Source organism: Mycobacterium sp. C31M, from assembly GCF_053345865.1.
Window position 1 is genome coordinate 1 of the sequence record NZ_JBKFAX010000014.1, and the last position, 24,451, is coordinate 24,451.

Genomic DNA, 24,451 nt, shown 5'->3' on the forward strand with positions numbered 1-24,451 from the left:
CCTCGAACAGAATCGCCAACGGCACCACCGACAAGGGTCGGACGGGGACCGCCAAAAACGAGGTCGACCCAACACCACCTACACCGACAACGACCCACCGCCGTTTTAACGCCGGGCGGCTCGCAGCCGCACCACGCCCAGCACGGCCAGTACGCCCGCGGCGGTGGCCAGTGCCAAGGAAAGCACGATCAGCGGCGGGTAGTAGATGACCGTCATCATGGCCGGCTCGCCCTCGAGAATGGGCGGCAGCTTCTCCACCGAACTGGACGCCACCCAGCTGAGGACGCTGCCGATCAATGCCACGACGGCGGCCACCAACTGGATCATTGCGGTGCGCTTCACGACGCGTGCTCCTCGACCAACGAATTCAGCGCCTCGCGCAGCGTGCGGTGCTTGCGCGCCCAGGCCTGACCCGACCGGTTGTCGGTGAGCTTGATACCGATGCCGGTACGCCCCCGCGGCACGCCGCTCAGTTCGCCGAAGGCCCGGTAGGTCTGCCACTTCTCGCTCTCGCCGCGCTTGAGCTCCGGGTAGATCCGCACGATATCGGTGATCTTGACCAACTCGGTGCCCTGCCGCAGCGTCGTGGGCGTCAGCTCCACCGACGTGTGGATGCGGGCGGCCTTGATCTGGATGGCCAGGAATCCGCTCACCAGGATCATGAACATGGCAGGCACCCCGAAGTGCCAGCCCGCACCACCGGACACCTGGATGAGCGCCATCGCCAGACCGGCGACCGGCCCGGCCAGCAGCCACCACCAGGTGCCACCCGGCTCGTAGAAGAGCACCCGCTCCGGTGCCGCGTCCGGCTCGGTCGTGTCCTGATCCGTCATTGCATTTCCAGGAACCAGTCCGAGGCGGCCGGCCGCATGAACAGCGTCGCCCCGATCGCCAACGGCACCACACCGAACAGCACCGGCAGGGTGATGGTGAACGGCGCCAGCAGCGTCAGCAGGAACACCATCACCACCACCGCGACAGCCATCCACACCACCACCCGACGGAACCGCAGATCGCCGTTGCGCGCCCGACCCGCCAGGAAGCTCAGCGCCATCCCGACCAACGCCCACAGCACACTGAGACCGCCGAGCAGGATCCGCAGTGTCTGCACCGCGTCGGCGGAGGTGTTCTTCCCGAAGACCGCGTCCTCGGCGCTGAAGGCGACGCTGAGACCCAGCAGCCCGCCGGCCAGCAGCAGTACCGCGCCCACCAGCACCAGCCAGAATGCGATGTTGACGATAGTCGGACGCGCAGGCGATGTGGGTTGGGTCATGATCCCGGCAGCCTAGCGGGTGAGGTATTCGTGAGCGTCCTTGCGGTGCAGCAGCACCACACCGCCGATGATCAGCACCGAGCCGGCAATCGTGCACACCGCATAGCCGAAGGCCGGTACCGCCTCGGCACGGTCCACGGTGAACAGGCTGGTCACCGTGTACACCACCGCCGTCAGCCCACCGGCGGTCAGCAGGGTGCGCGGCCAGCGATACCCGTACCGCAACAGCCAGGTGAAGGTGCCCACCAGCGCGGCGATCACGACGACGAACAGGATCGAGGCGGCATACACGTAACCGGCCACGGCGATCGGCGCGGTGAACAGATCGACCAGATAGCCGATCACCATCAGCGGCAGCGCGCCGGCCCACAGCCAGATGCCGGTGTCCACATCCTCGGGGCGGCCCGCCGCCGAAGCGGGTTCGGTCACAGCCAGCCTGCGGCCTCGGCCGCCCAGTAGGTCAGGACGATATCGGCGCCCGCACGACGGATGCTGGTCAGCGACTCCAGTATCGACGCGCGCCGGTCGATCCAGCCGTTGGCCGCGGCGGCGCTGATCATCGCGTACTCCCCGGAAATCTGATATGCCGCGACGGGCACCGGCGAGATCTCGGCTGCGGCGGCAACCACGTCGAGATAGCTCATCGCGGGTTTCACCATCACCAAGTCGGCGCCCTCCTCGATATCTAGGGAGATCTCGTGCACCGCCTCACGGGCATTGCCCGGGTCCTGCTGATAGGTACGTCGATCGCCGGACAGGCTGGAGTCGACCGCCTCCCGGAACGGGCCGTAGAACGCCGAGGCGAACTTGGCGGCGTAGGCCAGGATCGCGACATCCTCGTGACCGGCCTCGTCCAGACCGTCGCGGATGGCGGCCACCTGACCGTCCATCATGCCGCTCGGGCCAACCATATGCGCGCCAGAATGCGCCTGCGCCACAGCCAGTTTCACGTACTGGTCATTGGTGGCGTCGTTGTCGACCCGACCGGCCGCGTCGACGACCCCGCAGTGCCCGTGGTCGGTGAACTCGTCGAGGCAGGTATCGGCCATCAGCACGGTCGCATCACCGAGATCGGCGGCCAGGTCCCGCAGTGCCGCGTTCAGCACACCGTCGGGATCAAGTCCGACGCTGCCGACAGCATCCTTGTCCTCGGCCCGCGGCACCCCGAACAGCATCAACCCGCCGACCCCGGCCTCGACCGCCTCGGCGGCCGCACGGCGCAGCGAATCCCGGGTGTGCTGAACGACTCCCGGCATCGAGCTGATCGGCTTGGGCTCGATCAGCCCGTCGGCGACGAACATCGGCAGCACCAGATGCCGCGGTTCCAGCGACGTCTGCGCGACCAACCGGCGCATGGCCGGTGTGGAGCGCAGCCGACGGGGACGGTGCCTGGGGAAACCCATTGTCAAACAACCCGTCGCTTCGCTCGCCCCATCTACCGGCGGCGGCTCTTCTTGCGCGGCGGCGGCAGCGCGCCCTCCGCACGCAGCCGGGCGGCATGCTCGGCCAGCGCCTCGACCAGCGGACCCACCGCAGCGGTCTCGGGCTGCACGTCGACCCGCAGTCCGAATTCCAGTGCGGTCTCGGCGGTCTTGGGACCGATGCAGGCCACGATGGTGCGTGCGTGCGGCTTACCGGCGATACCGACCAGGTTACGGACCGTCGAGCTGGAGGTGAAGCACACCGCGTCGAACCCGCCGGTCTTGATCATCTCGCGGGTGTGTGCCGGCGGCGGAGCCGCACGGACGGTGCGGTACGCCGTGACATCCTCGATCTCCCAGCCACGTTCGCGCAGACCCTCGGCCAGCGTCTCGGTGGCGATGTCGGCGCGCGGGAGCAGCACCCGGTTCACCGGGTCGAAAATCTCGTCATAGGGCGGGAACTCGTCGAGCAGGCCCAGCGAAGACTGCTCGCCGGCGGGAACCAGCTCGGGGTTGATCCCGAAGGCACGCACCCGATCTGCGGTGGCTTGACCGACGCATGCGATCTTGACACCCGAGAAGGCCCGGGCGTCCAGACCGAACTCGTTGAACTTCTCCCACACCGCACGCACCGCGTTGGTGGAGGTGAAAACCACCCACTGGAACCGGCCGTCAACCAAACCCTTTACGGCCCTTTCCATCTGGGCCGGGCTACGCGGCGGCTCGACGGCGATGGTGGGGACCTCGACGGGCAGTGCGCCGTGGGTGACCAACCGGTCGCTCATCTCGCCGGCCTGATCCTTGGTGCGCGGCACCAGCACGGTCCAGCCGTACAGCGCGCGACTCTCCCACCAGTTCAGCTTGGCGCGGTTGGCGACGGTCTTGCCGATCGTCACCACCAGCGGACCCGACAGCGTGCCGGGCGTGCCACCGGAGGGCTCGGCCGCGTTCAGAATCGACTTCTCCCCCAGGCCGACCAGCGTGGTCTCCACCGAATGCTGCTGGCAGGTGGTGCCGTGCGCGGTGATGACGGCCGGGGTGGACTCGGCCAGTCCGTACTCGACCAGGGTGCGCGCCGCATCGGCCAGATGCGAGGCGGTGGCGTGCAGGATCAGCGGTCCGGGCGCGGCGGCCAGCGCGGCCCAGTCCACGTTCGGATCGCGGACGTCGGCCACGGTGTGCGAGGACCCCAGGGGCAGACCTGCGTAGGTCGGCACCGCGGTGGTATCCGGCAAACCCGGCACGATCTCGAAGTTCAGGTGGGTGCGGGCCAGAGTGTTCACCTCGGTGATCACCGAATCGACCGACAGCGGGTCACCGGCGACCAGGCGGACGACGTCCACCCCGTGCCGCGCCTCGGCGGCCAATGTCTTGGCGACCTCGGCCGGATCGCCCAGCGCCGGTCGCACATCGGGGCCACCGGTCAACGTGTCGCCCTCGGCCTCCGGGGCGGGCCCCGAGGTCGGCGGCAGTTCCGAACCGACCAGGGCGAGCACCGCCTCGGGCACATCGGGATCGGTGAACACCGTCGCGGCGTTGGCCAGTACGGCCCGCGCGCGGGTTGTCAGCAGGCCCGGATCACCGGGGCCGGAGCCCACGAACGTGATGCGGCCGGGCCGAATCTTGCGGCCCCGAGGTCCTGCGTGCCCAGTCATCTGTCACTCCCAGCATCTGCCAACACGTCGCGTGCACCCAGTTCGAACAGCTCCGCGGCCACCGAGAGCCCCAGCTCTCGTGCCCGCTCGGGAGTCCCGATACCGGACGCACGGATCACGTCGGATCCGTCCAGCGCCGCCACGCAACCGCGCAGCGACAGCTCTTCGAAGACCCGGCCGTCCTCATCGATGGACTCGACCACCTCTGCGATGGCGCCCACCGGTGCGGAGCAACCCGCCTCCAGTTCGGCGAGCAGGACACGTTCAGCGATGACCGCGGCGCGGGTGTCGGCGTCGTCCAACTCCGCCAGCACCCCGGCGAGGTCGGTATCACCGGCCCGACACTCCACCGCCAGCGCCCCCTGAGCCGGTGCCGGCAACATCTGCACCGGCTCCAGCGACTCGGTGACAACGTCGAGCCGTCCGATGCGGGCAAGACCCGCCCGGGCGACGACGACGCCATCGAGATCACCGCTGCTAACCCTGTTCAACCTGGTGTCTAGGTTGCCTCGTAGGGGGCGGATTTCCAAACCGAGACCCAGTGCTCTAAGCTGTGCCGCCCGTCGCGGGCTCGACGTCCCGATGATCGACCCGGCGGGCAGCTCCCCGAGCACCAATCCGTCCCGTGCCACCAGTGCGTCCCTGGAGTCCTCACGCGGCGGCACGGCCGCGATGGTGAACCGTCCGTCGACCGCGGTCGGCAGATCCTTGTAGGAGTGCACACAGGCGTCCACCTCGCCGGCGGCCAGCGCCTCGCGCAGCGCCGCGGTGAACACACCCACACCGATCTCGGCGATCGGACCCTGATTGCGGTCCCCCTCGGTGGAGATGATGACGAGTTCGGCCTCGTGCCCGTTGGCGATCAAGGCGTCCCGGACGACGCCGGCCTGGGTGGTCGCCAGCAGGCTGCCCCGGGTACCGATCCGGATCACAGAGTGTCGTTATCTGTGGCGAGCAAAGGCAATTCGCCACCGGCGACGGCATCGACGGCCTGCGGGTCGAGCTCGAAGAGCTCACGCAGCGCCTCGGCATAACTGTCCCCGCCGGGCGCCCCGGCCAGCTGCTTGACCCGCACCGTCGGTGCGTGCAGCAGCTTGTCGACGACCCGGCGGACGGTGCGCGCGACCTCGTCGCGGTGCGTCGAATCCAGCCCGGGCAGCCTGTTGTCGAGGCGCAGCAGTTCGGCCTCGACAACATCGGCGGCCCGCTGCCGCAGAGCGGTGACGGTCGGGGTGACCTCGGCCATCCGCTGACCAGCCAGGTAGTTGGCGACCTCGGTCGCCACGATCGTGCGGGCGGCCTCGGCATCGGTGGCCGCAGCCCGGGCCCGCTGGTCACGCTGGATGCGCTCCATGTCGATGACGTGCACGCCGGGCAGCCCGACGACGGCGATGTCGATGTCGCGGGGCATGCCGAGATCGCACATCACCAGCGGACGGTCATCGTCGTCGCGGGCGGCCAGGGCGTGGTGCACGTCGGCCAGCGACATCACCGGGCGGACCGCGCCGGTACTGCTGACCACGACGTCGGCGCTCGCCAGCACACCGGAGATGTCGTCGAGCAGGTGCGCAGTCGCCTGCACGCCGAGTTCGGCGATGTTCTGGGCCAGCCGCCGGGCGCGCGGCAGCGAGCGGTTCACCACCTCGATGCGCTCGACCCCGGCGCGGACCAGATGCTTGGCGGCCAGCGCGCCCATGGCGCCGGCGCCGACCACGACCGCGGTGCGACCGGCCAGACCTGAACCGATCCCCCGGTCGCTTCGCTCCTGCCCGCCGCGGAGCCGCTTGTCGGCCATCTCCAGGGACACCGACACCACCGAGGCACCGGCGGAATCGATACCGGTCTCGGTGTGGACGCGCTTACCGACCGACAGCGCCCGCTGGGCCAACTCGTGCAGGGTGCGCCCGACGCTCTGGTTGGCCTCGGCGGCGGCGTAGGCGCGTCGGACCTGGCCGAGCACCTGCTGCTCGCCCATCACCAGCGAGTCCAGGCCGCTGGTCACGGAGAAGAGATGTTCGACGGCGGCCTCGGAGTAGCGCACGTAGGCGTACTTGGTGAGGTCGTTGAGCCCCATCCCGGAATGCTCGGAGAGCACCTGGCCGATGACCGACAGCCCGCCGTGGAAGGCGTCGACGACGGCATAGACCTCGACACGGTTGCAGGTCGAGAGCAGCATGGCCTCGGTTACCAGGGAGGACTGCAGGAGCTGATCGATGATCTTGGCCTGATCGGCCTCATCGGTGCTCAACTGCTCCAGTACGGATACCGGCGCGCTTCGGTGCGAAACCCCGAATAGCAAAACGCTCACGGCATCATCACCTTCGACACTTCCCGTCGTCCAGATCGGGTTCCAAAGTAGCGTCTACCAGCGCGGCGGCCAAATCACCGGAGATCTTTCCGTAACTGCGGTTCGTCGACCTCCCAGTAGCTGTGTTCGACACCGTCGAGCAGCACCACCGGCAGCCGGTCGCCGTACTCGGCACGCAGCGCGGGGTCACCTGCTGCGGCCGCGGCGTCGACATCCGTGGCGCTCAGCGCAAAGCCCAGTTCGGCGGCCAATCCGGCCAGCGTTGCGGCGGCCTTCTCGCACAAACTGCAGCCGGCCCGTGTGAGCAACAACACCTGATGATCCACACACCCAGTATCGAGGGTGCGTGACTTAATGTTGAACGGTGTCCGAGACGCCCCCGCCGCCACCGCCGGACCTGACCGCGGCGGCGTTCTTCGACGTCGACAACACCCTGGTGCACGGCTCCTCGCTGGTGCACTTCGCCCGCGGCCTGGCCGCCCGCAAGTACTTCACGTATCGCGACATCCTCGGAATTGCCTACGCGCAAGCCAAGTTCCAGTTCACCGGCAAGGAAAACAGCGATGACGTCGCCGAGGGCAAACAAAAGGCGCTGGCCTTCATCGAGGGCCGGTCGACCGCAGAACTGACAGCCCTTGGCGAGGAGATCTACGACGAGATCATCGCCGAGAAGCTGTGGCCGGGCACCCGTGCGCTGGCCCAGATGCACCTCGACGCCGGCCAACAGGTCTGGCTGGTGACCGCGACGCCGTACGAATTGGCGGCCACCATCGCGAGCCGACTCGGCCTGACCGGGGCGCTGGGCACGAACGCCGAATCGGTGGACGGTGTCTTCACCGGTCGCCTGGTCGGCGACATCCTGCACGGCGCCGGCAAAGCCCACGCGGTCCGCTCGCTGGCCATCCGGGAGGGCCTCAACCTGCGCCGATGCACCGCGTACTCGGACAGCTTCAACGATGTGCCGATGTTGTCGCTGGTCGGGACGGCAGTGGCGATCAACCCGGACGCCGCGCTGCGCGATGTGGCGCGCGAACGCGGTTGGGAGATCCGAGACTTCCGCACCGCCCGCAAAGCGGCCCGGATCGGGGTGCCCTCGGCGCTTGCGCTCGGCGCGGTGGGCGGGGCGCTGGCCGCGGTGGCCTCCCGTCGCGACGCCGGTCACTGAAGATCGCGCTGCTAGGCTGACCCGCCATGGGCATTGCCGAAGAGATCGTGGGAACCCACTACCGGTACCCCGACTATTTCGAGGTCGGCCGCGAGAAGATCCGTGAGTTCGCGACCGCGGTCAAGGACGAACATCCCGCGCACCAGGACGGTCTGGTCGCCTCGCTGACCTTCATCGCGGTGGCCGGTCGCCGGGTCCAGCTGGAGATCTTCAATCACTTCGATGTGCCGATCAACATGGAGCGGATGCTGCACCGCGACCAGAAGCTGACCTTCCATCGCCCGATCAAGGCCGGTGACAAGCTGTGGTTCGACTCGTACCTGGATTCGGTCATCGAGTCGCACGGCACCATCCTCACCGAGGTCCGGGGCGAGGTCACTGACGATGCCGGCAACCCGGTGCTGACCAGCGTCATCACCGTCCTGGGCGAGGCGGCCCACGACGAGGAGGCCGGCGAGATCAGCGCCCAGGTCGCCGCGGCGCGTGATGCCGCGATCGCCAAGATGGTGGCCGGGCAGAACGCCTGAGCGCCTAGCCCAGGAACATGTTCCGCCGGTTGGCCAGCAGCTGGTACAGGGTGTGCTGGATGGTCTCGCGCACCTGGTCGGTCAGCTCGAAGGTGACCATCGGATCGTCGGCGGCCGTCTCGTCATAACCGTCGGTGGAGATCTGCTCACCGAACTTGATGTGCCACTTGGACGGCAGCGGCACCACACCGAGCGGACCGGCGAGCGGGAACAGCGGGGTGACCGGGAAGTACGGCAGGCCCAGCAACCGGGCGAGCAGCTTGATATCACCGATCTTGGGATAGATCTCCTCGGACCCGACGATCGAGCAGGGCACGATCGGGACCTGGGCGCGCAGCGCCGCCGACACGAACCCGCCGCGGCCGAACCGCTGCAGCTTGTAGCGGTCCTTGAACGGCTTGCCCAGACCCTTGAAGCCCTCCGGGAACACCGCGGTGAGTTCCCCGGCCGCGAGCAACCGGTGCGCGTCGGAGGTGCACGCGACGGTATGTCCGGCCTTGCGTGCGGCCTGGCCCACCACCGGCATGTCGAACACCAGGTCCGCGGCCAGCATGCGCAGCACCCGCTGTCTGGGGTGGTGATCGTGGACGGCCACCGAGGCCATCAGACCGTCGAACGGCAGCACGCCGGCATGATTGGCCACCACCAGCGCCGCACCGTCGAGCGGCAGGTTCTCGATACCGCTCACCTCGACCCGGAACCAGTTGTTGAAAAGTCCACGCAGCAAAGGCAATACGACGGCGTTGTTGAGGTGCTCGTCGAAACCGAACTCGTCGACGGTGTAGTCCCCGGTCATCCGGCGGCCGACGAACTCGGCGACCGCGGAGATGGCCTTCGACAGTTCGTTGGGCCCGTTCTCAGTTAGCTCACCACCGGCACTCGTGCGGTGTGAGTCGATCTCGCGGACGACGGCGGCGATGTCCTCGGCAGAGGCCCGGGCATCCGGGTCGGCCAGCAGCGAAGGATGCCGACGCGCACTGTCGGCACGCTGAGCGGCTCGCCTCGCAGCCGACGTCCGGCCCGAATTCGCGCGCAGCGGAATCACTTTCGCTTTTGATTCACCCGCCACGTGACAACCTCTCCCCAGCCCCGGATTCGAGCCGTCCCCTAGCTGCCGCAGCGTTGCGCCAGCGCCACCGCTCGACTCTCCACAGAGCGTACCCACTTCGGGTCCACGATCGGAGTCAGACCACGACCGCGTACGTAATCGTCGAATGCCTCCGTGGTGGTCCACTTCGGGATATACCCTAGGTCGTTTCGCATCCGCGTGGTGTCCATGACCCGGCCGTAGCTCAGGTAGTTCAGCTGCTCGCGGTCGACCTCGGTGTATCTGGTGGCGCGGCGAAGTGAATCGACGGCGGCCAATGCGGACCGCGGTACGGGGAACGCGACGCGGCCGGAACGGCGGATCGCCTGGCTCATCATGATGACGCCGGTGCCGCCGACGTTGAAGGTGCCGGCACGTCCGGCCATGGTGGCGCGTTCCAGCGCCCCGAGTGCATCCTGCTCGTGCAGCAGCTGCAGGCGGGCGTCACGGCCCAGCACCGAAGGCACGACGGGACCGGCGAGGTACCGCGACAGAGCGGTATCCATGGCGGGGCCGATCATGTTGGCCAGCCGCAGGATCGTCACGGCGATGTCGGGGCGGCGCCGGGCCAGCCCGCGGGCGTACCCCTCGATATCAATGCTGTCGCGGGCGAAACCCTCGCCGGGTGGCCGGCGGGCACTTCCATCCTCGGTGAAGAAAACCGGGTCACGTGAGCTGGACCCGTACACCTCGGAGGTGGACTTGAGCACGACACGGCGCACCGACGGCGCCTTCTGCGCCGCGGCGAACAGCTGGATGGCCCCCATGACGTTGAGTTCTTTGAGGGTGGCGCGACCGCCGGCACGCGGCGCGTAGGACGCGGCCGCCGCGTGCACGACGGTGTCGACATTGCCGTTGCGGATGACCTTGGCGATGAACGGGTTGCGGATATCGGCGCGCACGAACTCTGCGCGCCCCATCCGTCGCAGCAGATCCTTACTGGGCGCTATCGCATCCACCGCGATGACGTGGTCGATCGCGGGATTGGCTGCCAGGCGCGCCGTGAGGTAACCGCCGAGAAACCGGCAGGCCCCCGTCACCAGCACTACCTTGGGTTCGGATCCCTGCTCATCCATCGGGCCAGCCTATCGGCCGAAGCGCAAAGCTACTTACCGAGTTTTCTGCGCTGAACCCGAGTGCGACGAAGCAGCTTGCGGTGCTTCTTCTTCGACATGCGCTTACGCCGCTTCTTGATTACTGAACCCATGAACTCCGCTACCTACCGATGAGTGAACTGACCGAGTCACCTTACCCGGGTGCACCGGCCCGAAACCAATCAGCCGGCGTCGAAGTACGACGTCTCCAACAGGTCGTGCACCGCTTTGGCATGAACCCGGAACGATCGGCCCACCCGCACCGCGGGTAGTTCACCGTTGTGCACCAGGCGGTAGACGGTCATCTTGCTGACCCGCATCAAGCTGGCAACCTCTGCAACAGTGAGAAATTGAGCCTTCGGCTGGCCGTCGCCAGCGGAATCCCGAGCCGATGGCCCGTTCATTGACGTCATCGCAACCCAATCCATAAGGCACGGCCGGGCCAGCGGCTTCCCCACCGCTGGCACGTACGCGTGCATACACGAGGAGAATAGCGTGGCCACTGGGGTTATTGCGACGGGTGTGGGCTAATCAGTCCGAAATTCTTGAACTACTCTGATGTAATTCCCAGCTGCTCAGAGCGTATTTTTGCTGCTGCCACGGCATCTGCGACGGCACTGCGGAACCCGCCTCGTTCCAGTTCCCGCAGCCCAGCAGCAGTGGTGCCACCCGGTGAGGTCACGATAGCCCGCAGAGCGGTCGCAGAGGTGTCCATTTGGCCTTCCGGTGCGGCATCGAGGCGGTCCAGCAGCATGGCCGCCGACCCCGCCATGGTGTGCACCACCAGTTCGGTGGCCACGGCCCGCGACAGCCCGGCGTCGACACCGGCATCGACGAGTGCCTCGACCATAAGGAAGAAGTACGCAGGCCCCGAACCGGACACCGCGGTCACCGCATCCATCTGTGCCTCGGTCACCGTCAGCACATCCCCGACGGTGTCGAAGATGGCCGCGACCTCCTTGAGCTGATCGGCCGTCGCGAACCGCCCGGGAGCCAGTGCGCTGACGCCGCCGCCGACCAACATGGGCGCATTCGGCATCACCCGGATCACCGGTGCACCGGCGGGCAACTTGGTCTCGAAGAAGGTCGTGCCGACGCCGGCCGCGACGCTGACGAACACCTGCTCGTCGCCCTCGTCATCGGATTTGGCCACCACGTCGGCGATCTCGGCGGTCACCGCGGCGACATCACCCGGTTTCACCGCCACGATGACGTAGGTGGCGCTCTCGACGGCATCGGCCACCGAGGTCACCAACACTTGATGGGTCTCGGCCAGCACCTTTGCCCGTTCCGGGAACTTCTCGGCGACCACCAGGTCCTTGACCTGACGACCCGCCCTCAACAAACCCGAGAGCAGCGCCTCGCCGATGCTGCCCCCGCCGATGATCGCAATTCTTGCCACCGAGAAAGCATTGCACGCGCCTGCCGGGGCGAGCGAAGCGACGGGAGAGGATCAGGTCGTGGGCACCAACGCCAACTGCCGGCTCTGCACCACGATCCGGCCCGTCGAATCGACCACCACGTGGTCCTCGTCGAACCAGTCCTGACCGATCTGGGTCGTCGTGCACAGCACCCGCAGCCAGCCGTCGGCCGGGACCGCCCGCAGAAAGGCCGTCAGCTGGACGGTGGGCGCCCAACCGAACCGGTTGACGCCGAAGGTCACCGGCGCCGACACATCACCGCACAGCAGCGCGAACAGGACGTCGGGAGCGGCGCCGCGGGGCCGGACCCAGTACTCGATGACCGGCGGCCCACCGTCGGTGCGCGGCTCCATGGTTGTCAGCGACGGGCGGATATCGCAGCCGTGCGCCAGATGCACGATGTCGGCCATCGGGTGGCCGGGCCCGATCGGTTCCAGTCCAGGCGGCGGATCCGGGGTCATCAGCGGCACCACCGGGTTGGTCGACAACATCGGCGGCGCATCGTTCTCGGGGGTCCCCATGGTGATCGCCGCGCGCACCGCAACCCGGTCGCCCTGGCGCAGCTCGACATCGACCAGGCTGATCCGCCGGCCGCGCTTGCGCACCGTGGTCACCACCTGCACCACTCCCGGGTCCGGTGCCCACAGGAAATTGCCGGAGACGACGATCGGCTCGGTGCCATCGGCGATTTCGGTGCGGGCCGCGTTGGCACACAAGGCGAGCATCGCCCCGCCGTTCACCTTCGGCCCGATGGTCCAGTGCTCGTTGAGTTCCCCGGTGTAGGCGCCGTCGCCGGTGGTCTGCAACACCATGGCGTCGGTGAACAGGACGCTCACCGCAGCAGATGCTTCCGGGCGAACTGCAGCGACTCGGTCAACAGGGCCTCCCGTTCTGCGGCGTTACGCGCCCCGGAGGTGGTGACCTCCAGGATGACGTGACCGGTGAAATCCGATGCCGCCAACCGGCGGCAGATCTCGGCGGCCGGCTGGGTACCGTGGCCGGGCACCAGATGTTCGTCGGTGGACGCCCCGCTGCCGTCGCACAGGTGCAGATGCACCAGGCCATCAGCCATCCGCTGCGCCATCTCCAGGGCATCGGTGCCGGCGGTGGCGCTGTGCGACAGGTCCAGGGTGTAATGCGCGTGGCCCCCGTCGAGCGGGTCATAGGACGGTGCGAACGCCGAGATCGCCGGGCCGGGATGGCCACCGCGTTTACGCATCCGTTCGATCGACGGCCGGCCGGTGCCCCAGAATCGGTCGGCCCGGAACGGGAACATGTTCTCCACGGCGACCAGTACATCGCTGCCGGACTCCAGTTCGGCGACCTGATCGGAGAAGCCGTCGGCGTACCGGCGCTGCCAGCGGAACGGCGGATGCACCACGACGGTCTGCGCACCGAGCTGCTCGGCCGCCCGCACGCTGCGTTCCAGCTTGGCGATCGGATCGGCGCCCCACACGCGCTGGGAGATCAGCAGGCATGGCGCGTGCACCGACAGCACCGGAATGCCGTACTTGCGCGACAGGTCCTCGATGGCGCCGATCTCTTGGCTGATCGGTTCGGCCCAGACCATCAGTTCGACACCGTCGTAACCCAACCGCGCCGCGTGCTCGAAGGCCGCCTCGGTCCGCAGCGGATACACCGAGGCCGTGGACAGACCGACCTTGATCGCGGGACGCACTAGATCGGCATCAGGTGGACTGCAGCAGCGCCAGTGGCCCGAGCGTCACCATGGCACCCACCGCGACGGCGATCAGCGTGCTCGCGATGTCTTCGGTCTTGCGCACCACCCGGACACCCACCACCAGCCCCAGGATCACCAGCACCGACAGCGCCAGCGCCACGATGTTGTTCCACTTCCACAGCTGGTCGAAGGCGATGAACAGGCCGGCACCCAGGGCCACGGCGAGCACGCTCTGCACCACGATCCACAGGCCGCGCATGAACGGCGAGCCCTCGTGCGGTTCGTCCGTGTCGTCGAAGTCGATGTCCTCGGGGCCGGGCAACCGGGTGCGCCGGGTCGCCTTGTCGGCGACCGAGTCACCACCGAACAGGGTGTCGGCGGGCGATTTCAGGTACGACGGGCCATCGGCATCGGTATCGGTTTCGTCGGCCTCGTCCAGCAGTGGATCGGGGCTCATCTCCTCGGCGATGCCCGCACGGGACGCGGCGGTGTCCTCATGTGGCTCGGCGCCGCGCCGGCCGAAGCCGTGGGCGCGGCGGCGGGCCTGGAACGGCACCGGCTCGGGCTCGGCATCACGCTGCTGCAGGTGCGCCTCGTAGTCATCGACGACGGTGTCATCGACGACGGTGTCGGTGACCGGTTCGGCTTCGGCCGTCGGCGCCTCGGCGGCGGCTACCTCGTCGGCTTCGGGCGCCGGTTCTTCGGCCGCTTCCTCGACGGCTTCCGCAGCCGTTTCCTCGACGGGCTCTGCTACAGATTCCTCGGCGGGTTCGTCGACCACCGGTTCCTCGACCACCGACTCCTCGGCGGTCGGTGCCTCGGCAACCACCTGGTCGACGACGGCCTGCTCCGCGACGACCTCGGGCTCGTCGTCATCGAGGATCGGTTCCCGGATGATCGGGATCTCACCGGTCAGTTCGGCGACGGTAACCGCGTCGGCGTTCCCGCGCCGCCGGCGACGGCGTCCACCGGGCGCGGGCGCGCCGATCGACCCGTTCTTCGCCAGCAACTCGGCGACCGAGATGGGTCGGGTGGAGGTGTTATCGCTCGGTTCTGTCATCGTGTTTTGCCCTTGGGAGTGGCTGGAATGGTCTCGACCAGGGCGGTCCCGTCGGCTTCACTGTCGAGTTTGCGCAGGATCAGGCCCTCGCGCAACGCCCAGGGGCAGATCTCCACCGTCTCGATACCCAAGGCCTTCATGCTCGCCTCGGCAACCAGCGCTCCCGCCACGATCTGTGGCGCCCGCTCTGCACTCACCCCTTCCAGCTCGGCTCGGTCGGCCGTTGTCATCCTAGAGATGAACGCGATCAGCTGACGGAGACCGCTGGCGGTCAGGGTCCGCTTGACGCGCGGCCCGGCCCCGGACGGCGCCGCGCCGGTGAGCCGGGCCAGCGAACGGAAGGTCTTGGAGGTCGCCACGGCCAGGTCGGGGGTGCCCGCCGCCTGGATGGCCGCACCGGCCTCGGACATCTCGGTGGCCAGCCAGTCTCGCAGCATCGCCACCCGCCGACGCCCCGGCGGATCCTCCGACAGCCATTCCCGGGTCATCCGGCCCGCACCCAGCGGCAGCGACATCGCCACATCGGGTTCCTCGTCGACACCGCTGGACAGCTCCAGAGAGCCACCGCCGATATCGATGTTGATGATGCGGCCCGCACTCCAGCCGTACCAGCGGCGCACCGACAGGAAGGTGAGCCGGGATTCGTCGACACCGGACAGCACCCGCAGCGACACCCCGGTCTCGGCCTGTACCCGTGACAGCACCGCCTCGGAGTTCTTCGCGTCCCGCACCGCCGAGGTGGCGAAGGCCATCAGCTCGGCACAGCCGGAACTGGTGGCGATCTTGGCGAATTCGTCGACCGTCTCGACCAGCGCGTCGGCACCCTTGCGGGTCAGCTTCCCACTCGTGTCGATCGCCTCGGCCAGCCGCAGCGCAGCCTTGGTGGAACTCATCGGGGTCGGATGCCCGCCCCGGCGGGCATCGACGACCAACAGATGAACCGTATTGCTGCCCACGTCCAGCACGCCCAATCGCACGCGACCAAGGTTAGTGGGTTTACCGTTGACAACTGTGAAGACGTCACACGTCGGCGGTGTTGGAGGCGAAGTCGAACTGGACTTCGCCCGGGAGTGGGTGGAGTTCTACGACCCGGAGAATCCCAAACACCTGATCTCCGCCGATATGACGTGGTTGTTGTCGCGGTGGACGTGTGTGTTCGGCACGCCGGCCTGCCAGGGCACCGTGGCCGGCCGCCCCGACGACGGTTGCTGCTCGCACGGAGCCTTCCTGTCCGACGATGACGATCGGGCCATGCTCGACGACGCCGTCAAGACCCTGACCGACGAGGACTGGCAGTTCCGGTCGAAGGGGCTGGGACGCAAAGGCTATCTGGAAGACGACGAGTACGACGGCAAACCGAACCTGCGCACCCGTAAGTACAAGGGCGCCTGCATCTTCCTGAACCGCCCCGGCTTCGCCGGCGGTATCGGGTGCGCGCTGCACTCGAAGGCGCTCAAGCTCGGCGTCGAACCGCTGACCATGAAACCCGAGGTGTGCTGGCAGCTGCCGATCCGCCGCACCCAGGACTGGGTGACCCGGCCGGACGGCTCCGATGTGCTCAAGACCACCATCACCGAGTACGACCGGCGTGGCTGGGGTGAGGGCGGTGCGGACCTGCACTGGTACTGCACCGGCGATCCGGCGGCCCATGTCGGCGCCAAGCCGGTCTGGCAATCGTATGCGCCCGAGCTCACCGAGTTGCTGGGCGACAAGGCGTACGCCGAGCTCGCCGCGATGTGCAAGCGCCGCGGACAGCTCGGGCTGATCGCCGTGCACCCGGCGACGCGCGCCGCCGAGTAAGACGCCGTTCACCCAGCCGTAACCAGACCGTCCCCGCAGGTGACTTGCGGTCCACCACAGTTCCATAGAGCTAACGTTGTCAGCTTTGCTATTGGTGCACTAGTTTATAGTTCTCGGTGGTAGGAGTCACATCATGTCCTGTTGTGCGGATTGCCAAACCTCATTACAGTCGCTATCTATTGCACGCGCGCGGAGGCCCGCTCAACTGGGATTCTGCCTACCGAGAAGGCACATACCATGACCTCGATCGACCTCCGCCCTACCGCAAAAATACCCCTTGACCACCTACGATTGGTCACAGCTGGCGATCGGGCGAGCACTGCCGGCCGAGTCGCCTCGGGCCGGCGCGGCACGGTTTCGCCGGGCGAGCAGCGCCGCAAGAAACTTGCGCGAACCATCATTTTTAGCGATGTTGCTGTCATTTGCTGTGTCGTAACCTTCGTGCATATTTTGGTGTTCGGCGGTACCACGGCCGAGTTATGGCTCGGCGCGACCGGCCTCGGCACCATCAGCTATGCGTGGTTCTCGGTCGCGCTCGGCGTCGCCTGGTTGGGCTTCCTGGCACTGGGCACCTGGTCGCCGCGGATCACCGGCCGCGGCACCGAGGAATACGTCGTCCTCGGCTTTGCCACCCTGCAGTTGTTCGGGCTCGTGGCGATCATGTCGCTGCTGCTGTCCATCGACATCTCCGCGCGTTATCTCGGCATCGCGCTGCCACTCGGCCTCGTCGCCCTGATGGTCAGCCGCTGGACCCTGCGTCGGGTGGTGACCCGTCGGCGACGCCAAGGCCTGGACAAGGCCGCGCTGCTGATCGTCGGCAGCGAGCCCGCAGCCCGCGATATCGCCACCGAGATCGCCAAGGATCCGTGGGCCGGCTACCAGGTCACCGGCGTCTGCACCCCGGTCGGCCCGACCGCCGGCAAGGACTCGATCACCATCAACGGGGCCACCGTGCCGATCGTCGGCATGGACCAGGCGATCGTCGACGCCGTCGTGCGCACCGGCGCCGAGACCGTCGCACTGGCCGCGACCGACCACCTGCGTCCGGTCGAGATCCGCCGGCTGATGTGGGAACTCGACGAGGTGGGTGTCGACCTGATGATCGCCCCCGGCCTGATCGACGTCGCCAACCAGCGACTGGTCAGCCGCCCGGTCGCCGGGATGGCCATGCTGGAGGTGGCCAAACCGCAGTACAGCCGCGCCAATTCACTGGTCAAGCGCGCTTTCGACATCGCCTTCTCGCTGACCGCGCTACTGGCCGCGTCACCGGTGCTGATCGTCGCGGCGATCGCGGTCAAGCTGTCCAGCCCGGGCCCGATCTTCTACCGTTCCGAGCGCATCGGTATCGACGGCACCGAGTTCCAGATGACGAAGTTCCGCAGCATGATCACCGGCGCCGACGCCATGATGGCCGAGCTCATCGCGAAGAACGGTGGCAATGCCATGTTCTTCAAGCTCAAGGACGACCCGCGTGTCACCCGCGTCGGAAAGTTCCTGCGCAAGTACAGCATCGACGAACTGCCACAGTTCCTCGACGTCTTGCGAGGCGACATGAGTGTCGTCGGGCCGCGGCCCCAGGTGCGCCGCGAGGTGGATTCCTACGACGACCTGATGGGCCGCCGCCTCACGGTCAAGCCTGGCCTCACCGGCCTGTGGCAGATCAGCGGACGTTCAGACCTGGAGGTCGGCGACGCCGTCCGCCTGGACCTGTCCTACGTCGAGAACTGGTCGCTGATGCAGGACGTCATGATCATCGCCAAGACGGTGTCCACCGTGTTGCGCGGCGAGGGCGCCTACTGATCCCCGTCACGGCCTGATCCCGACGCAACCATCGCCCTGGGTCCAACACGGTTCAGGCCCATCGTCGTGTTCCCGAGCGGCGATATGAGCTAAAGACTCAACGCGGTGCGCACACCTGCGGGCCAGATCGTCGGGTCCAGGCCATGGGTTCGAAGCAGTGCCAATGCAATTCGTTCCATACCGAATGCTGCGCACGAGCTGTGCGCAACCCCACCATCGGCAGTTGTGATCCCGAAGGCCTCACCGAAATGCTCACGGGCCAAGTTGGCTGAAGCCACCGCGGTACCGGCATCGTGATCACCGTACAGCCGCACGATCAGCTCGGTCTTGAGTTCGTCATCCCGCTGGTTGGCTGACAGCATCTTTCCGACCCGACCGAAGAACGGATCGTTGGCTGGGGCAGGCTCGGCGGTCAGCCCAAGTTCTGCCAGCACCGCCAACCCGTGGCTTACCCAGGCATCGCGGTGTTCCTGGGCCTGTTGCGGAGTGCCGATCTGGACGTACTCGTGCATCCTAAACGCCTGCATCCGCGCCGGGTCGAGGGCCGGTTCATGCCGGAAGCAGTATCCGTAGATATCCAGCAGCGCACCACCTTCTGGCAGCGATTTCGGTAACGTCGCGTAACCAGGGTGACATGCCGCAGGCACCACCATAGTCTCGGCCGGTTGCAGATGGCCGTCCCAGGACCGGCCCGCCTCCCGGTCTGCCAGCAGGGCACGGTGCTCCTTGTCCGCACCGACGAACGTGGATAGGGCACCGGTCAAGTTGGGGAACGATGCAATGTAATCGGTGCGCTCGAATACTTCGCGCGGGTAGACGGGGGGGAACCGACGAACAGTGGGGCGGTCGCCGTGTACCTGCCGCCCCTTCGTCCTGACCGCGAAGTCAATGCCGTCCACGATCCTCTCGAAGACTCCGCCGCGCCCGTATAGGCCATCAACACCCAAGGGTATGAGCAGTTCCGCTTCGATCAACTGCAGGCGAAACTCCCGCCGCGCAGACTCCAGCGATTCATGCGCGGCTTCATCGAGGGGCGTGGTTTCGTTGAGTGTCAAGGTTGTGTTTCCGCCTTCTCCAATAATCGCCCCGAAATCTCCCGCGAACGACAAATTGGCAATCATCACTAAATTAGCTGCCGTGGAGTTCTTTAGCTAAACTGCAGTATACCGCTATAGCTGATGGGATTTCAGCTAACCACCGAGGAGACCGTTGTGCGCCAACAGATCCGTGAAGTCCTGACGGTCCAGGGACGGCTGTCGGTCGACCCAGGTCTGATCGCCGACGATGCAAACTTATACGAGATCGGTCTGACATCGCATGCGTCGGTGAATGTGATGCTCGCACTCGAAGACCGGTTCGATATCGAGTTTCCCGACGAGGCGCTGACCAAGGCCACCTTCACCTCCATCGAGAGTATCGAACGAGTGGTCGCCGACTTGGCGGATATCGGGGCGTGACCCCGGCGGGCCGACTTCGAGTCGGCTGCGATCTGGTCGCACTGAAAGATATCGAGCACTCGCTGACGACATTCGGCGAACGCTTCCTGGCGAAGATCTACACCCCCGCAGAGATCTCCTACTGCGCGGGCCGGCTACCCCAGCTGGCTGCGCGCTTCGCCGCCAAGGAGGCGGCCATCAAGGCGTTCGCCGTGCCCGGGCACTCCTTCGTGCCGCGCGAGATCGAAATCGCTTCAGTGGATCACGTACCGTCCCTGGTTCTGCACGGCGGTGCCGCCGAGCTAGCACGCCGGCAGTGGTGGGACCGACCGGCGGTATCGCTATCGCACACCGATTGCCATGCGGCCGCGGTGGTCGTCGTGGCTCCAACCGCACACAATGCTGCAATTCCAGGGAATCACTAAATGATCCATCAACCCGCTTAGATCTGGAACTAGCGCGCAACAGAACCATTATAGCAAATACGCTAATCCGTTGGTTGCACGAATTATCAAGTGTCCTAACTGGTTTCAGCGCCACCACCGGGCCGATCCTTCATTCTGCAAACACCAACTTCACGTGCCAGAATTCGTCGCGTATTCAACGATTCGGCCCTCAATTCGTTAAATGCAAAGGCATACTCACCCGCACAACATCAAACCGGCTTCCGAGTGAGGTTCCAGATGACGGTCGGCGACTTTGACGAACTTCGCCAGGATCTGCCACATCCCATGTGGCTGGCATTCGCGGCCAATTGGCGGCGACTGGCACTGTCAGCCGGATTCGGTCTGACTCTTCTTGCCTCCGTCGGGGTTCCGGCGGCCGCAGCCAGCCCGGACACCTCGGGCTCGTCGTCATCCGAAACGTCCGCTTCCGACACAAAAGGGTCTGACGCAAAAGAGGCCGACACCCCGGCTCCGGACAAGACGGGATCAGGCACCAGGGAGTCGAACTCCTTGACGCCGGGCCAGGATACAGACGAATCACCCGCCCCGGACACCGAACCGGATACGACGGTGCTGTCCGAGCCCGCGGAAGCCGAAACGAACAAGCCGGCGGCCGCCGTACGACCCGGACGCACCGCGCGTACCCGCGGAATGCCGATCAGGGTCACCGCTACCACGAGCCGTGAAACCGACCGGCTACGCGGTCAGGAGCCCTTCGACGGCACCCACACAGCACCGACCATTCGCAGTTCGACCATTGATTCCGTACCAAAGGAATCGATCGAACCTGTTGTGCAACAACAGAATAGCGAACCACAGGTCGTCGTGAAAACCGCCGCGCAACCCGATGCCGCGCCGTCGCTGGGTTCATTCCTGACCGCCATCTTCGACACCATCCGGCGTGAGATCACCACCTTCTGGGTCAACCTGCAGCGGCACTTCGCTCCGCGGAAATCCGAACAGGTCCAGGAGCCCTCAGAGGAGGAGCCTGGTGCCGTCGTGGACCCGGTACCCACGGTCACCGACGATGCCTTCTCCGGTGTAGTCAACGCCGCCATTACTGGCAATGTGCTAATCAATGACATTGTGCCCGTAGGAAGTCCAGCATCGGCACTCCTAGAATCCCAGCCGGCGAGCGGGATGGTGACCCTCAATGCCGACGGCACGTTCATCTACGTGCCGTCGGCTGGTTTCCACGGGACCGATGTCTTCCAGTACCGAGCCTATGCAGGATCGCTGGCCAGCCCGGTGCTGGCCAGCGTCACGATCACCGTCACCCCTGCGTCCATCCCGGGGGATCCGCCGTTCACCCTGCCGACCGTCGGCATCCAGGGGCTGAGCTGGTGGATCGGGCTGAGCAAGCAACAGATCGACGATGCGCTGACGAAGGCCAAGGCTGCCAACGTGACATCGGTGCGGATGGACTTCAGCTGGTCGGTGATCGAATGGCAAAAGGGCACCTATGACTGGTCGTCCACCGATACGATGGTCGACGCGGTCAGAGCACACGGCATGACCGCGCTGGCGATGGTTTACGACACCCCGGCCTGGCTGTCGGGCAGCACCGATCCGCATGCCATCCCGGTTGGCAGCGAGCAGATCCAGCAGTTCGCTGAGTTCGCCGCGGCCGCCGCCCTGCGGTACGGCGATGTGATACCCGAGTGGGAAGTGTGGAACGAACAAAACATCCCGCGGTTCTGGGCCGTCCCGGATGCCGCTGCCTACACCGCCCTGCTGAAGGCGACCTACACCGCGATCAAGGCGGTGTCCCCCGGTGCGACCGTCATCGCCGGCGGGCTGTCCCCGGATCCCAGCGGTATCGGCACGCTGGACTTCGTCCGAGGCATCTACGCTGCAGGCGGCAAGGGCTACTTCGATGCGCTGAACTACCACCACTACGCGTTCCCGAGTGTTCCCGATATGGGACCGCTGGCCGCGATCCACGAGATCATGGTGACCAACGGCGATGGAGACAAGAAGATCTGGATCACCGAGGCCGGCGCACCGACCGGTACCGGGACCTATGCGGTCAGCGAGCAAGTGCAGGCCGACACCATCGTGGCGATCCTGAACCAGGCCGCCGAGAACACATACATCGGACCGGTCTACATCTACACGATCACCGATACCGGCACCGACCTGTCCGACCCGGAGTCCAACTTCGGCCTGATCACCCAAGACGGCCGTCTCAAGCCGGCCTATCAGGCCCTGCTGGACTTCATGACGCGGAACAGTTCTGCGGCGGCTGCGACCGTCTCGGCGTAGTCATGTCGGGACCGTCGAACACCCAGCCCAGCCGCAGTCGCCGGCAGACCGACGAAACCGCCAGTGACCCCAGCACACCGGCCAGCAGGCACAACACGATGATCAGCCAGAGTTGCTCGACACCCAACTTGACCAACACAATCCGTGTACCCGAGGCCAGAATGATGTGCGCCAGATAGATGTCCAGCGAACGGCGCCCACACAACGCCAGGAAGGCCACCGCCCGGCCAGCATATCCGAACAGCAGAATCGCCGCCGTCGCCGCCACCGCCAGCACCACCCCGATCGCCACCCTCGTCGGAGTGGCCTGGAACCAGTAGAACGTCGGCAGAATCGCGGTGGTTCGCACACAGACCACTGCGGTCAACACAAGAACAGACACGCTCAGCACCGCCGACAGAGACGCCGGCAACCGGTCCAGTGCGTCCTGCACCCTGGCAGTTCCGGCCACCATGCCTGCGATGAAGAACACCACCAGCCCCAGCCCCTGGGTGCCGATATAGCCACCGTCGTAGCCCCACCAGATCAAGCTGATGGCGGAACCGATCACCAGCGCCACCGCACCCCGCCGCGGTAACCACGGCCGCAGCGGGACGAAGACCACGGTGGCCAAGATCAGGAACGGCAGATACCACAGGTGCCCGTCGGGACGCCACACCTGCAGCACCCCGGCGAACGACCTACCGTTGTTGACTGCATCGCCGGCCAGCAGCTGCACCGAGCCCTGCATCAGCGTCCACAGCAGGTACACCGCGAGCAACCGCATCACCCGGTCCCGCAAATAGGCAGACATGCCCCGCTTCTCGACGGCCCTGGGTATCAGCGTGCCACCGACGAAGGCGAACGCGGTCAGACACCACAGACCCACCGACCGGTCGACGGTCATCTTGATGTCGTCATCGATCAGACCGGCCGAGCTGAGACCCCGCACCACATGCACCACGACGATCGCCACAATCGCGGCCCCCCGCGCGACATCCAGACGGTGATCACGTACCGCCGCGCTCACGACTGCCCGATCCTTCCCTGCAGCAGTTCCTGCCCGGAGGTCTTGGGCGTGAGATCACTCCGCAGGACCCCGAAGTTCTGCTCCAGATTGCCTGGATCGGTTCCCCGGTTCCGCAATTCATAGATCACGACCGGGCCCACCCACGCCCACGAGGTCGCTAGCGCCACCGCTTGCGACAACGACTCGGCCTGCTGGCTCTCGGTCATCACATTGTCACCGGACCCGGTTGCCGCGCCGAACTCGGTGACCCAGATCTGCTTGTCTGCATCGCCCCACTGCTCCATGACCCCCCGCAGCGCGGGCAGGTCGGCAATGCTCCCGACCCGCGCCGGCACATCCGATACCGGCAGGTCGGGAAAGCTATAGGGATGCACGGCGATTGCATCGGCCAGTTGCGCGGTCCCATTGGCATAAAGATCGTCGACGAACTCTGTTTGCGCAATTCGGCTGCCATCATCGGTGGTCGTCCCGCGGGTGAGCCCGCCGGTGATCACCGTCGCCGCAGGGTCGAGCGAACGTATCGCCGCGGCCGTCGCGCGGAACAGCGCACTATATTCGTCGGCGTCCGGCCGCGGCTCCCAGAAGTCCACGATATTGGGTTCGTTCCAGACTTCCCAGTTGTTGACGCCCCGGGGCGCGTACCGCTCGGTGGCCGCCCGGGCGAACTCCGCGAACTCGGCCAGATCCCGCGGCGGGGCGTGGGTGGTGGTTCCCGGCGCACGCGCCCACTCCGGCGCATAGGTGAGCAGTGCTAGTACCCGGATACCGTGTGCCGCCGCAGCGCTGACCATGCGGTCGGTATGCGACCAGTCGAACTGTCCGCGGATGGGTTCGATTACCGACCAGTCGAAATCGAAGCGCACCATCGTGATGTTCATCTCGGACATCAGGGCGAACTGCCGCTGCACCTCGGTGTCTGCGGCGGTGTCCATACTGACCGACATCCCCAAAATAACCGGTCGCGCCGAAGCCGATGGCGAGTGGCACGCTGCCACCATCAATA

Annotated in this window: 28 protein-coding genes; 7 read left to right on the forward strand and 21 right to left on the reverse strand. The window is 66.5% G+C overall.

Translation table 11 applies throughout. The features are described 5' to 3' along the window. Nucleotides 1-105: 105 nt before the first annotated feature. The 9 genes from ACLBYA_RS20730 to ACLBYA_RS20770 all read right to left on the reverse strand — a co-directional run bounded on the left by ACLBYA_RS20730 (nucleotide 106) and on the right by ACLBYA_RS20770 (nucleotide 6,983). Entirely contained in the window at nucleotides 106-342 is a 237-nt protein-coding gene (locus ACLBYA_RS20730) for a hypothetical protein (protein WP_447711326.1), read from the reverse strand. Continuing rightward, complete coding sequence (locus tag ACLBYA_RS20735; protein ID WP_447711327.1) at nucleotides 339-833, reverse strand: DUF3093 domain-containing protein; 495 nt, start codon at nucleotides 831-833, stop codon at nucleotides 339-341. The genes ACLBYA_RS20730 and ACLBYA_RS20735 overlap by 4 nt, the downstream gene beginning before the upstream one ends. After that, nucleotides 830-1,273: a hypothetical protein gene (locus tag ACLBYA_RS20740; protein WP_447711328.1), complete on the reverse strand. Its 444-nt coding sequence runs from the start codon at nucleotides 1,271-1,273 to the stop codon at nucleotides 830-832. Before ACLBYA_RS20740 ends, ACLBYA_RS20735 begins: the two co-directional genes overlap by 4 nt. Before the next feature lie 12 nt (nucleotides 1,274-1,285). Continuing rightward, nucleotides 1,286-1,702: a hypothetical protein gene (locus tag ACLBYA_RS20745; RefSeq protein ID WP_447711329.1), complete on the reverse strand. Its 417-nt coding sequence runs from the start codon at nucleotides 1,700-1,702 to the stop codon at nucleotides 1,286-1,288. Continuing rightward, nucleotides 1,699-2,676 carry a porphobilinogen synthase gene (hemB, locus tag ACLBYA_RS20750; protein ID WP_447711330.1) on the reverse strand — a complete coding sequence of 326 codons (978 nt, stop codon included), beginning with the start codon at nucleotides 2,674-2,676 and terminating at the stop codon, nucleotides 1,699-1,701. The genes ACLBYA_RS20745 and hemB overlap by 4 nt, the downstream gene beginning before the upstream one ends. Before the next feature lie 32 nt (nucleotides 2,677-2,708). Then, nucleotides 2,709-4,349, reverse strand: a complete 1,641-nt coding sequence (locus ACLBYA_RS20755; RefSeq protein ID WP_447711331.1) for a uroporphyrinogen-III synthase — start codon at nucleotides 4,347-4,349, stop codon at nucleotides 2,709-2,711. Beyond that, nucleotides 4,346-5,281 carry a hydroxymethylbilane synthase gene (hemC, locus tag ACLBYA_RS20760; RefSeq protein WP_447711332.1) on the reverse strand — a complete coding sequence of 312 codons (936 nt, stop codon included), beginning with the start codon at nucleotides 5,279-5,281 and terminating at the stop codon, nucleotides 4,346-4,348. Before hemC ends, ACLBYA_RS20755 begins: the two co-directional genes overlap by 4 nt. Further along, on the reverse strand, nucleotides 5,278-6,657 hold the full coding sequence (locus ACLBYA_RS20765; RefSeq protein ID WP_447711333.1) for a glutamyl-tRNA reductase: 1,380 nt from the start codon (nucleotides 6,655-6,657) through the stop codon (nucleotides 5,278-5,280). The genes hemC and ACLBYA_RS20765 overlap by 4 nt, the downstream gene beginning before the upstream one ends. Nucleotides 6,658-6,731: 74 nt before the next feature. After that, complete coding sequence (locus ACLBYA_RS20770; RefSeq protein WP_447711334.1) at nucleotides 6,732-6,983, reverse strand: glutaredoxin family protein; 252 nt, start codon at nucleotides 6,981-6,983, stop codon at nucleotides 6,732-6,734. A 38-nt stretch (nucleotides 6,984-7,021) separates the two neighbouring features. Between ACLBYA_RS20770 and ACLBYA_RS20775 the strand changes: the two genes are divergently transcribed. Both ACLBYA_RS20775 and ACLBYA_RS20780 read left to right on the forward strand, forming a co-directional pair. After that, nucleotides 7,022-7,822: an HAD family hydrolase gene (locus tag ACLBYA_RS20775; RefSeq protein WP_447711335.1), complete on the forward strand. Its 801-nt coding sequence runs from the start codon at nucleotides 7,022-7,024 to the stop codon at nucleotides 7,820-7,822. A gap of 26 nt (nucleotides 7,823-7,848) precedes the next feature. Next, on the forward strand, nucleotides 7,849-8,349 hold the full coding sequence (locus ACLBYA_RS20780; protein ID WP_447711336.1) for an FAS1-like dehydratase domain-containing protein: 501 nt from the start codon (nucleotides 7,849-7,851) through the stop codon (nucleotides 8,347-8,349). Between the two features lie 4 nt (nucleotides 8,350-8,353). Here ACLBYA_RS20780 and ACLBYA_RS20785 read toward each other — a convergent pair whose 3' ends face one another. The 9 genes from ACLBYA_RS20785 to ACLBYA_RS20825 all read right to left on the reverse strand — a co-directional run bounded on the left by ACLBYA_RS20785 (nucleotide 8,354) and on the right by ACLBYA_RS20825 (nucleotide 15,669). Beyond that, nucleotides 8,354-9,418, reverse strand: coding sequence for a lysophospholipid acyltransferase family protein (locus tag ACLBYA_RS20785; RefSeq protein ID WP_447711337.1), 1,065 nt, complete (start codon nucleotides 9,416-9,418; stop codon nucleotides 8,354-8,356). Between the two features lie 38 nt (nucleotides 9,419-9,456). Next, entirely contained in the window at nucleotides 9,457-10,512 is a 1,056-nt protein-coding gene (locus tag ACLBYA_RS20790) for an SDR family oxidoreductase (protein WP_447711338.1), read from the reverse strand. A gap of 29 nt (nucleotides 10,513-10,541) precedes the next feature. Then, the gene (locus ACLBYA_RS20795; protein WP_003402602.1) at nucleotides 10,542-10,643 is read right to left on the reverse strand and encodes a 30S ribosomal protein bS22; all 102 of its coding nucleotides are present in this window, start codon (nucleotides 10,641-10,643) and stop codon (nucleotides 10,542-10,544) included. Between the two features lie 69 nt (nucleotides 10,644-10,712). After that, nucleotides 10,713-10,943 (reverse strand): cell division/environmental response transcriptional regulator, encoded by a 231-nt coding sequence (locus tag ACLBYA_RS20800; RefSeq protein WP_023985266.1) that lies wholly within the window; start codon nucleotides 10,941-10,943, stop codon nucleotides 10,713-10,715. 137 nt (nucleotides 10,944-11,080) lie between these two features. After that, the gene (gene proC / locus ACLBYA_RS20805) at nucleotides 11,081-11,932 is read right to left on the reverse strand and encodes a pyrroline-5-carboxylate reductase (RefSeq protein ID WP_447711339.1); all 852 of its coding nucleotides are present in this window, start codon (nucleotides 11,930-11,932) and stop codon (nucleotides 11,081-11,083) included. A 51-nt stretch (nucleotides 11,933-11,983) separates the two neighbouring features. Further along, nucleotides 11,984-12,763, reverse strand: coding sequence for a thioesterase family protein (locus ACLBYA_RS20810; RefSeq protein WP_447711515.1), 780 nt, complete (start codon nucleotides 12,761-12,763; stop codon nucleotides 11,984-11,986). 20 nt (nucleotides 12,764-12,783) lie between these two features. Continuing rightward, entirely contained in the window at nucleotides 12,784-13,629 is an 846-nt protein-coding gene (locus tag ACLBYA_RS20815) for a sugar phosphate isomerase/epimerase family protein (protein WP_447711340.1), read from the reverse strand. Between the two features lie 10 nt (nucleotides 13,630-13,639). Next, nucleotides 13,640-14,692 (reverse strand): FUSC family protein, encoded by a 1,053-nt coding sequence (locus ACLBYA_RS20820; protein ID WP_447711341.1) that lies wholly within the window; start codon nucleotides 14,690-14,692, stop codon nucleotides 13,640-13,642. Continuing rightward, nucleotides 14,689-15,669 carry a Ppx/GppA phosphatase family protein gene (locus tag ACLBYA_RS20825; RefSeq protein WP_447711342.1) on the reverse strand — a complete coding sequence of 327 codons (981 nt, stop codon included), beginning with the start codon at nucleotides 15,667-15,669 and terminating at the stop codon, nucleotides 14,689-14,691. The genes ACLBYA_RS20820 and ACLBYA_RS20825 overlap by 4 nt, the downstream gene beginning before the upstream one ends. Nucleotides 15,670-15,682: 13 nt before the next feature. Here ACLBYA_RS20825 and ACLBYA_RS20830 point away from each other — a divergent pair, with 13 nt between their 5' ends. Together ACLBYA_RS20830 and ACLBYA_RS20835 are read left to right on the forward strand one after the other, a co-directional pair. Then, entirely contained in the window at nucleotides 15,683-16,492 is an 810-nt protein-coding gene (locus ACLBYA_RS20830) for a hypothetical protein (protein WP_447711343.1), read from the forward strand. Between the two features lie 441 nt (nucleotides 16,493-16,933). Further along, on the forward strand, nucleotides 16,934-18,292 hold the full coding sequence (locus tag ACLBYA_RS20835; protein ID WP_447711344.1) for a sugar transferase: 1,359 nt from the start codon (nucleotides 16,934-16,936) through the stop codon (nucleotides 18,290-18,292). 89 nt (nucleotides 18,293-18,381) lie between these two features. Here ACLBYA_RS20835 and ACLBYA_RS20840 read toward each other — a convergent pair whose 3' ends face one another. Next, a complete protein-coding gene (locus ACLBYA_RS20840; protein ID WP_447711516.1) occupies nucleotides 18,382-19,347 on the reverse strand; it encodes an amino acid--[acyl-carrier-protein] ligase in 966 nt (321 codons plus the stop codon). A 123-nt stretch (nucleotides 19,348-19,470) separates the two neighbouring features. Here ACLBYA_RS20840 and ACLBYA_RS20845 point away from each other — a divergent pair, with 123 nt between their 5' ends. From ACLBYA_RS20845 to ACLBYA_RS20855, 3 genes are all read left to right on the forward strand, one after another. After that, nucleotides 19,471-19,749, forward strand: coding sequence for an acyl carrier protein (locus tag ACLBYA_RS20845; RefSeq protein WP_447711345.1), 279 nt, complete (start codon nucleotides 19,471-19,473; stop codon nucleotides 19,747-19,749). Then, nucleotides 19,746-20,153, forward strand: coding sequence for a holo-ACP synthase (locus tag ACLBYA_RS20850; protein ID WP_447711346.1), 408 nt, complete (start codon nucleotides 19,746-19,748; stop codon nucleotides 20,151-20,153). The genes ACLBYA_RS20845 and ACLBYA_RS20850 overlap by 4 nt, the downstream gene beginning before the upstream one ends. Before the next feature lie 846 nt (nucleotides 20,154-20,999). Continuing rightward, nucleotides 21,000-22,439 carry an Ig-like domain-containing protein gene (locus ACLBYA_RS20855; RefSeq protein WP_447711347.1) on the forward strand — a complete coding sequence of 480 codons (1,440 nt, stop codon included), beginning with the start codon at nucleotides 21,000-21,002 and terminating at the stop codon, nucleotides 22,437-22,439. On the opposite strand, the gene ACLBYA_RS20860 is transcribed toward ACLBYA_RS20855, so the two are convergent. Both ACLBYA_RS20860 and ACLBYA_RS20865 read right to left on the reverse strand, forming a co-directional pair. Continuing rightward, complete coding sequence (locus ACLBYA_RS20860) at nucleotides 22,393-23,448, reverse strand: acyltransferase family protein (protein ID WP_447711348.1); 1,056 nt, start codon at nucleotides 23,446-23,448, stop codon at nucleotides 22,393-22,395. The genes ACLBYA_RS20855 and ACLBYA_RS20860 overlap by 47 nt on opposite strands. Continuing rightward, nucleotides 23,445-24,380, reverse strand: coding sequence for a cellulase family glycosylhydrolase (locus tag ACLBYA_RS20865; protein ID WP_447711349.1), 936 nt, complete (start codon nucleotides 24,378-24,380; stop codon nucleotides 23,445-23,447). The genes ACLBYA_RS20860 and ACLBYA_RS20865 overlap by 4 nt, the downstream gene beginning before the upstream one ends. Nucleotides 24,381-24,451: the final 71 nt, after the last annotated feature.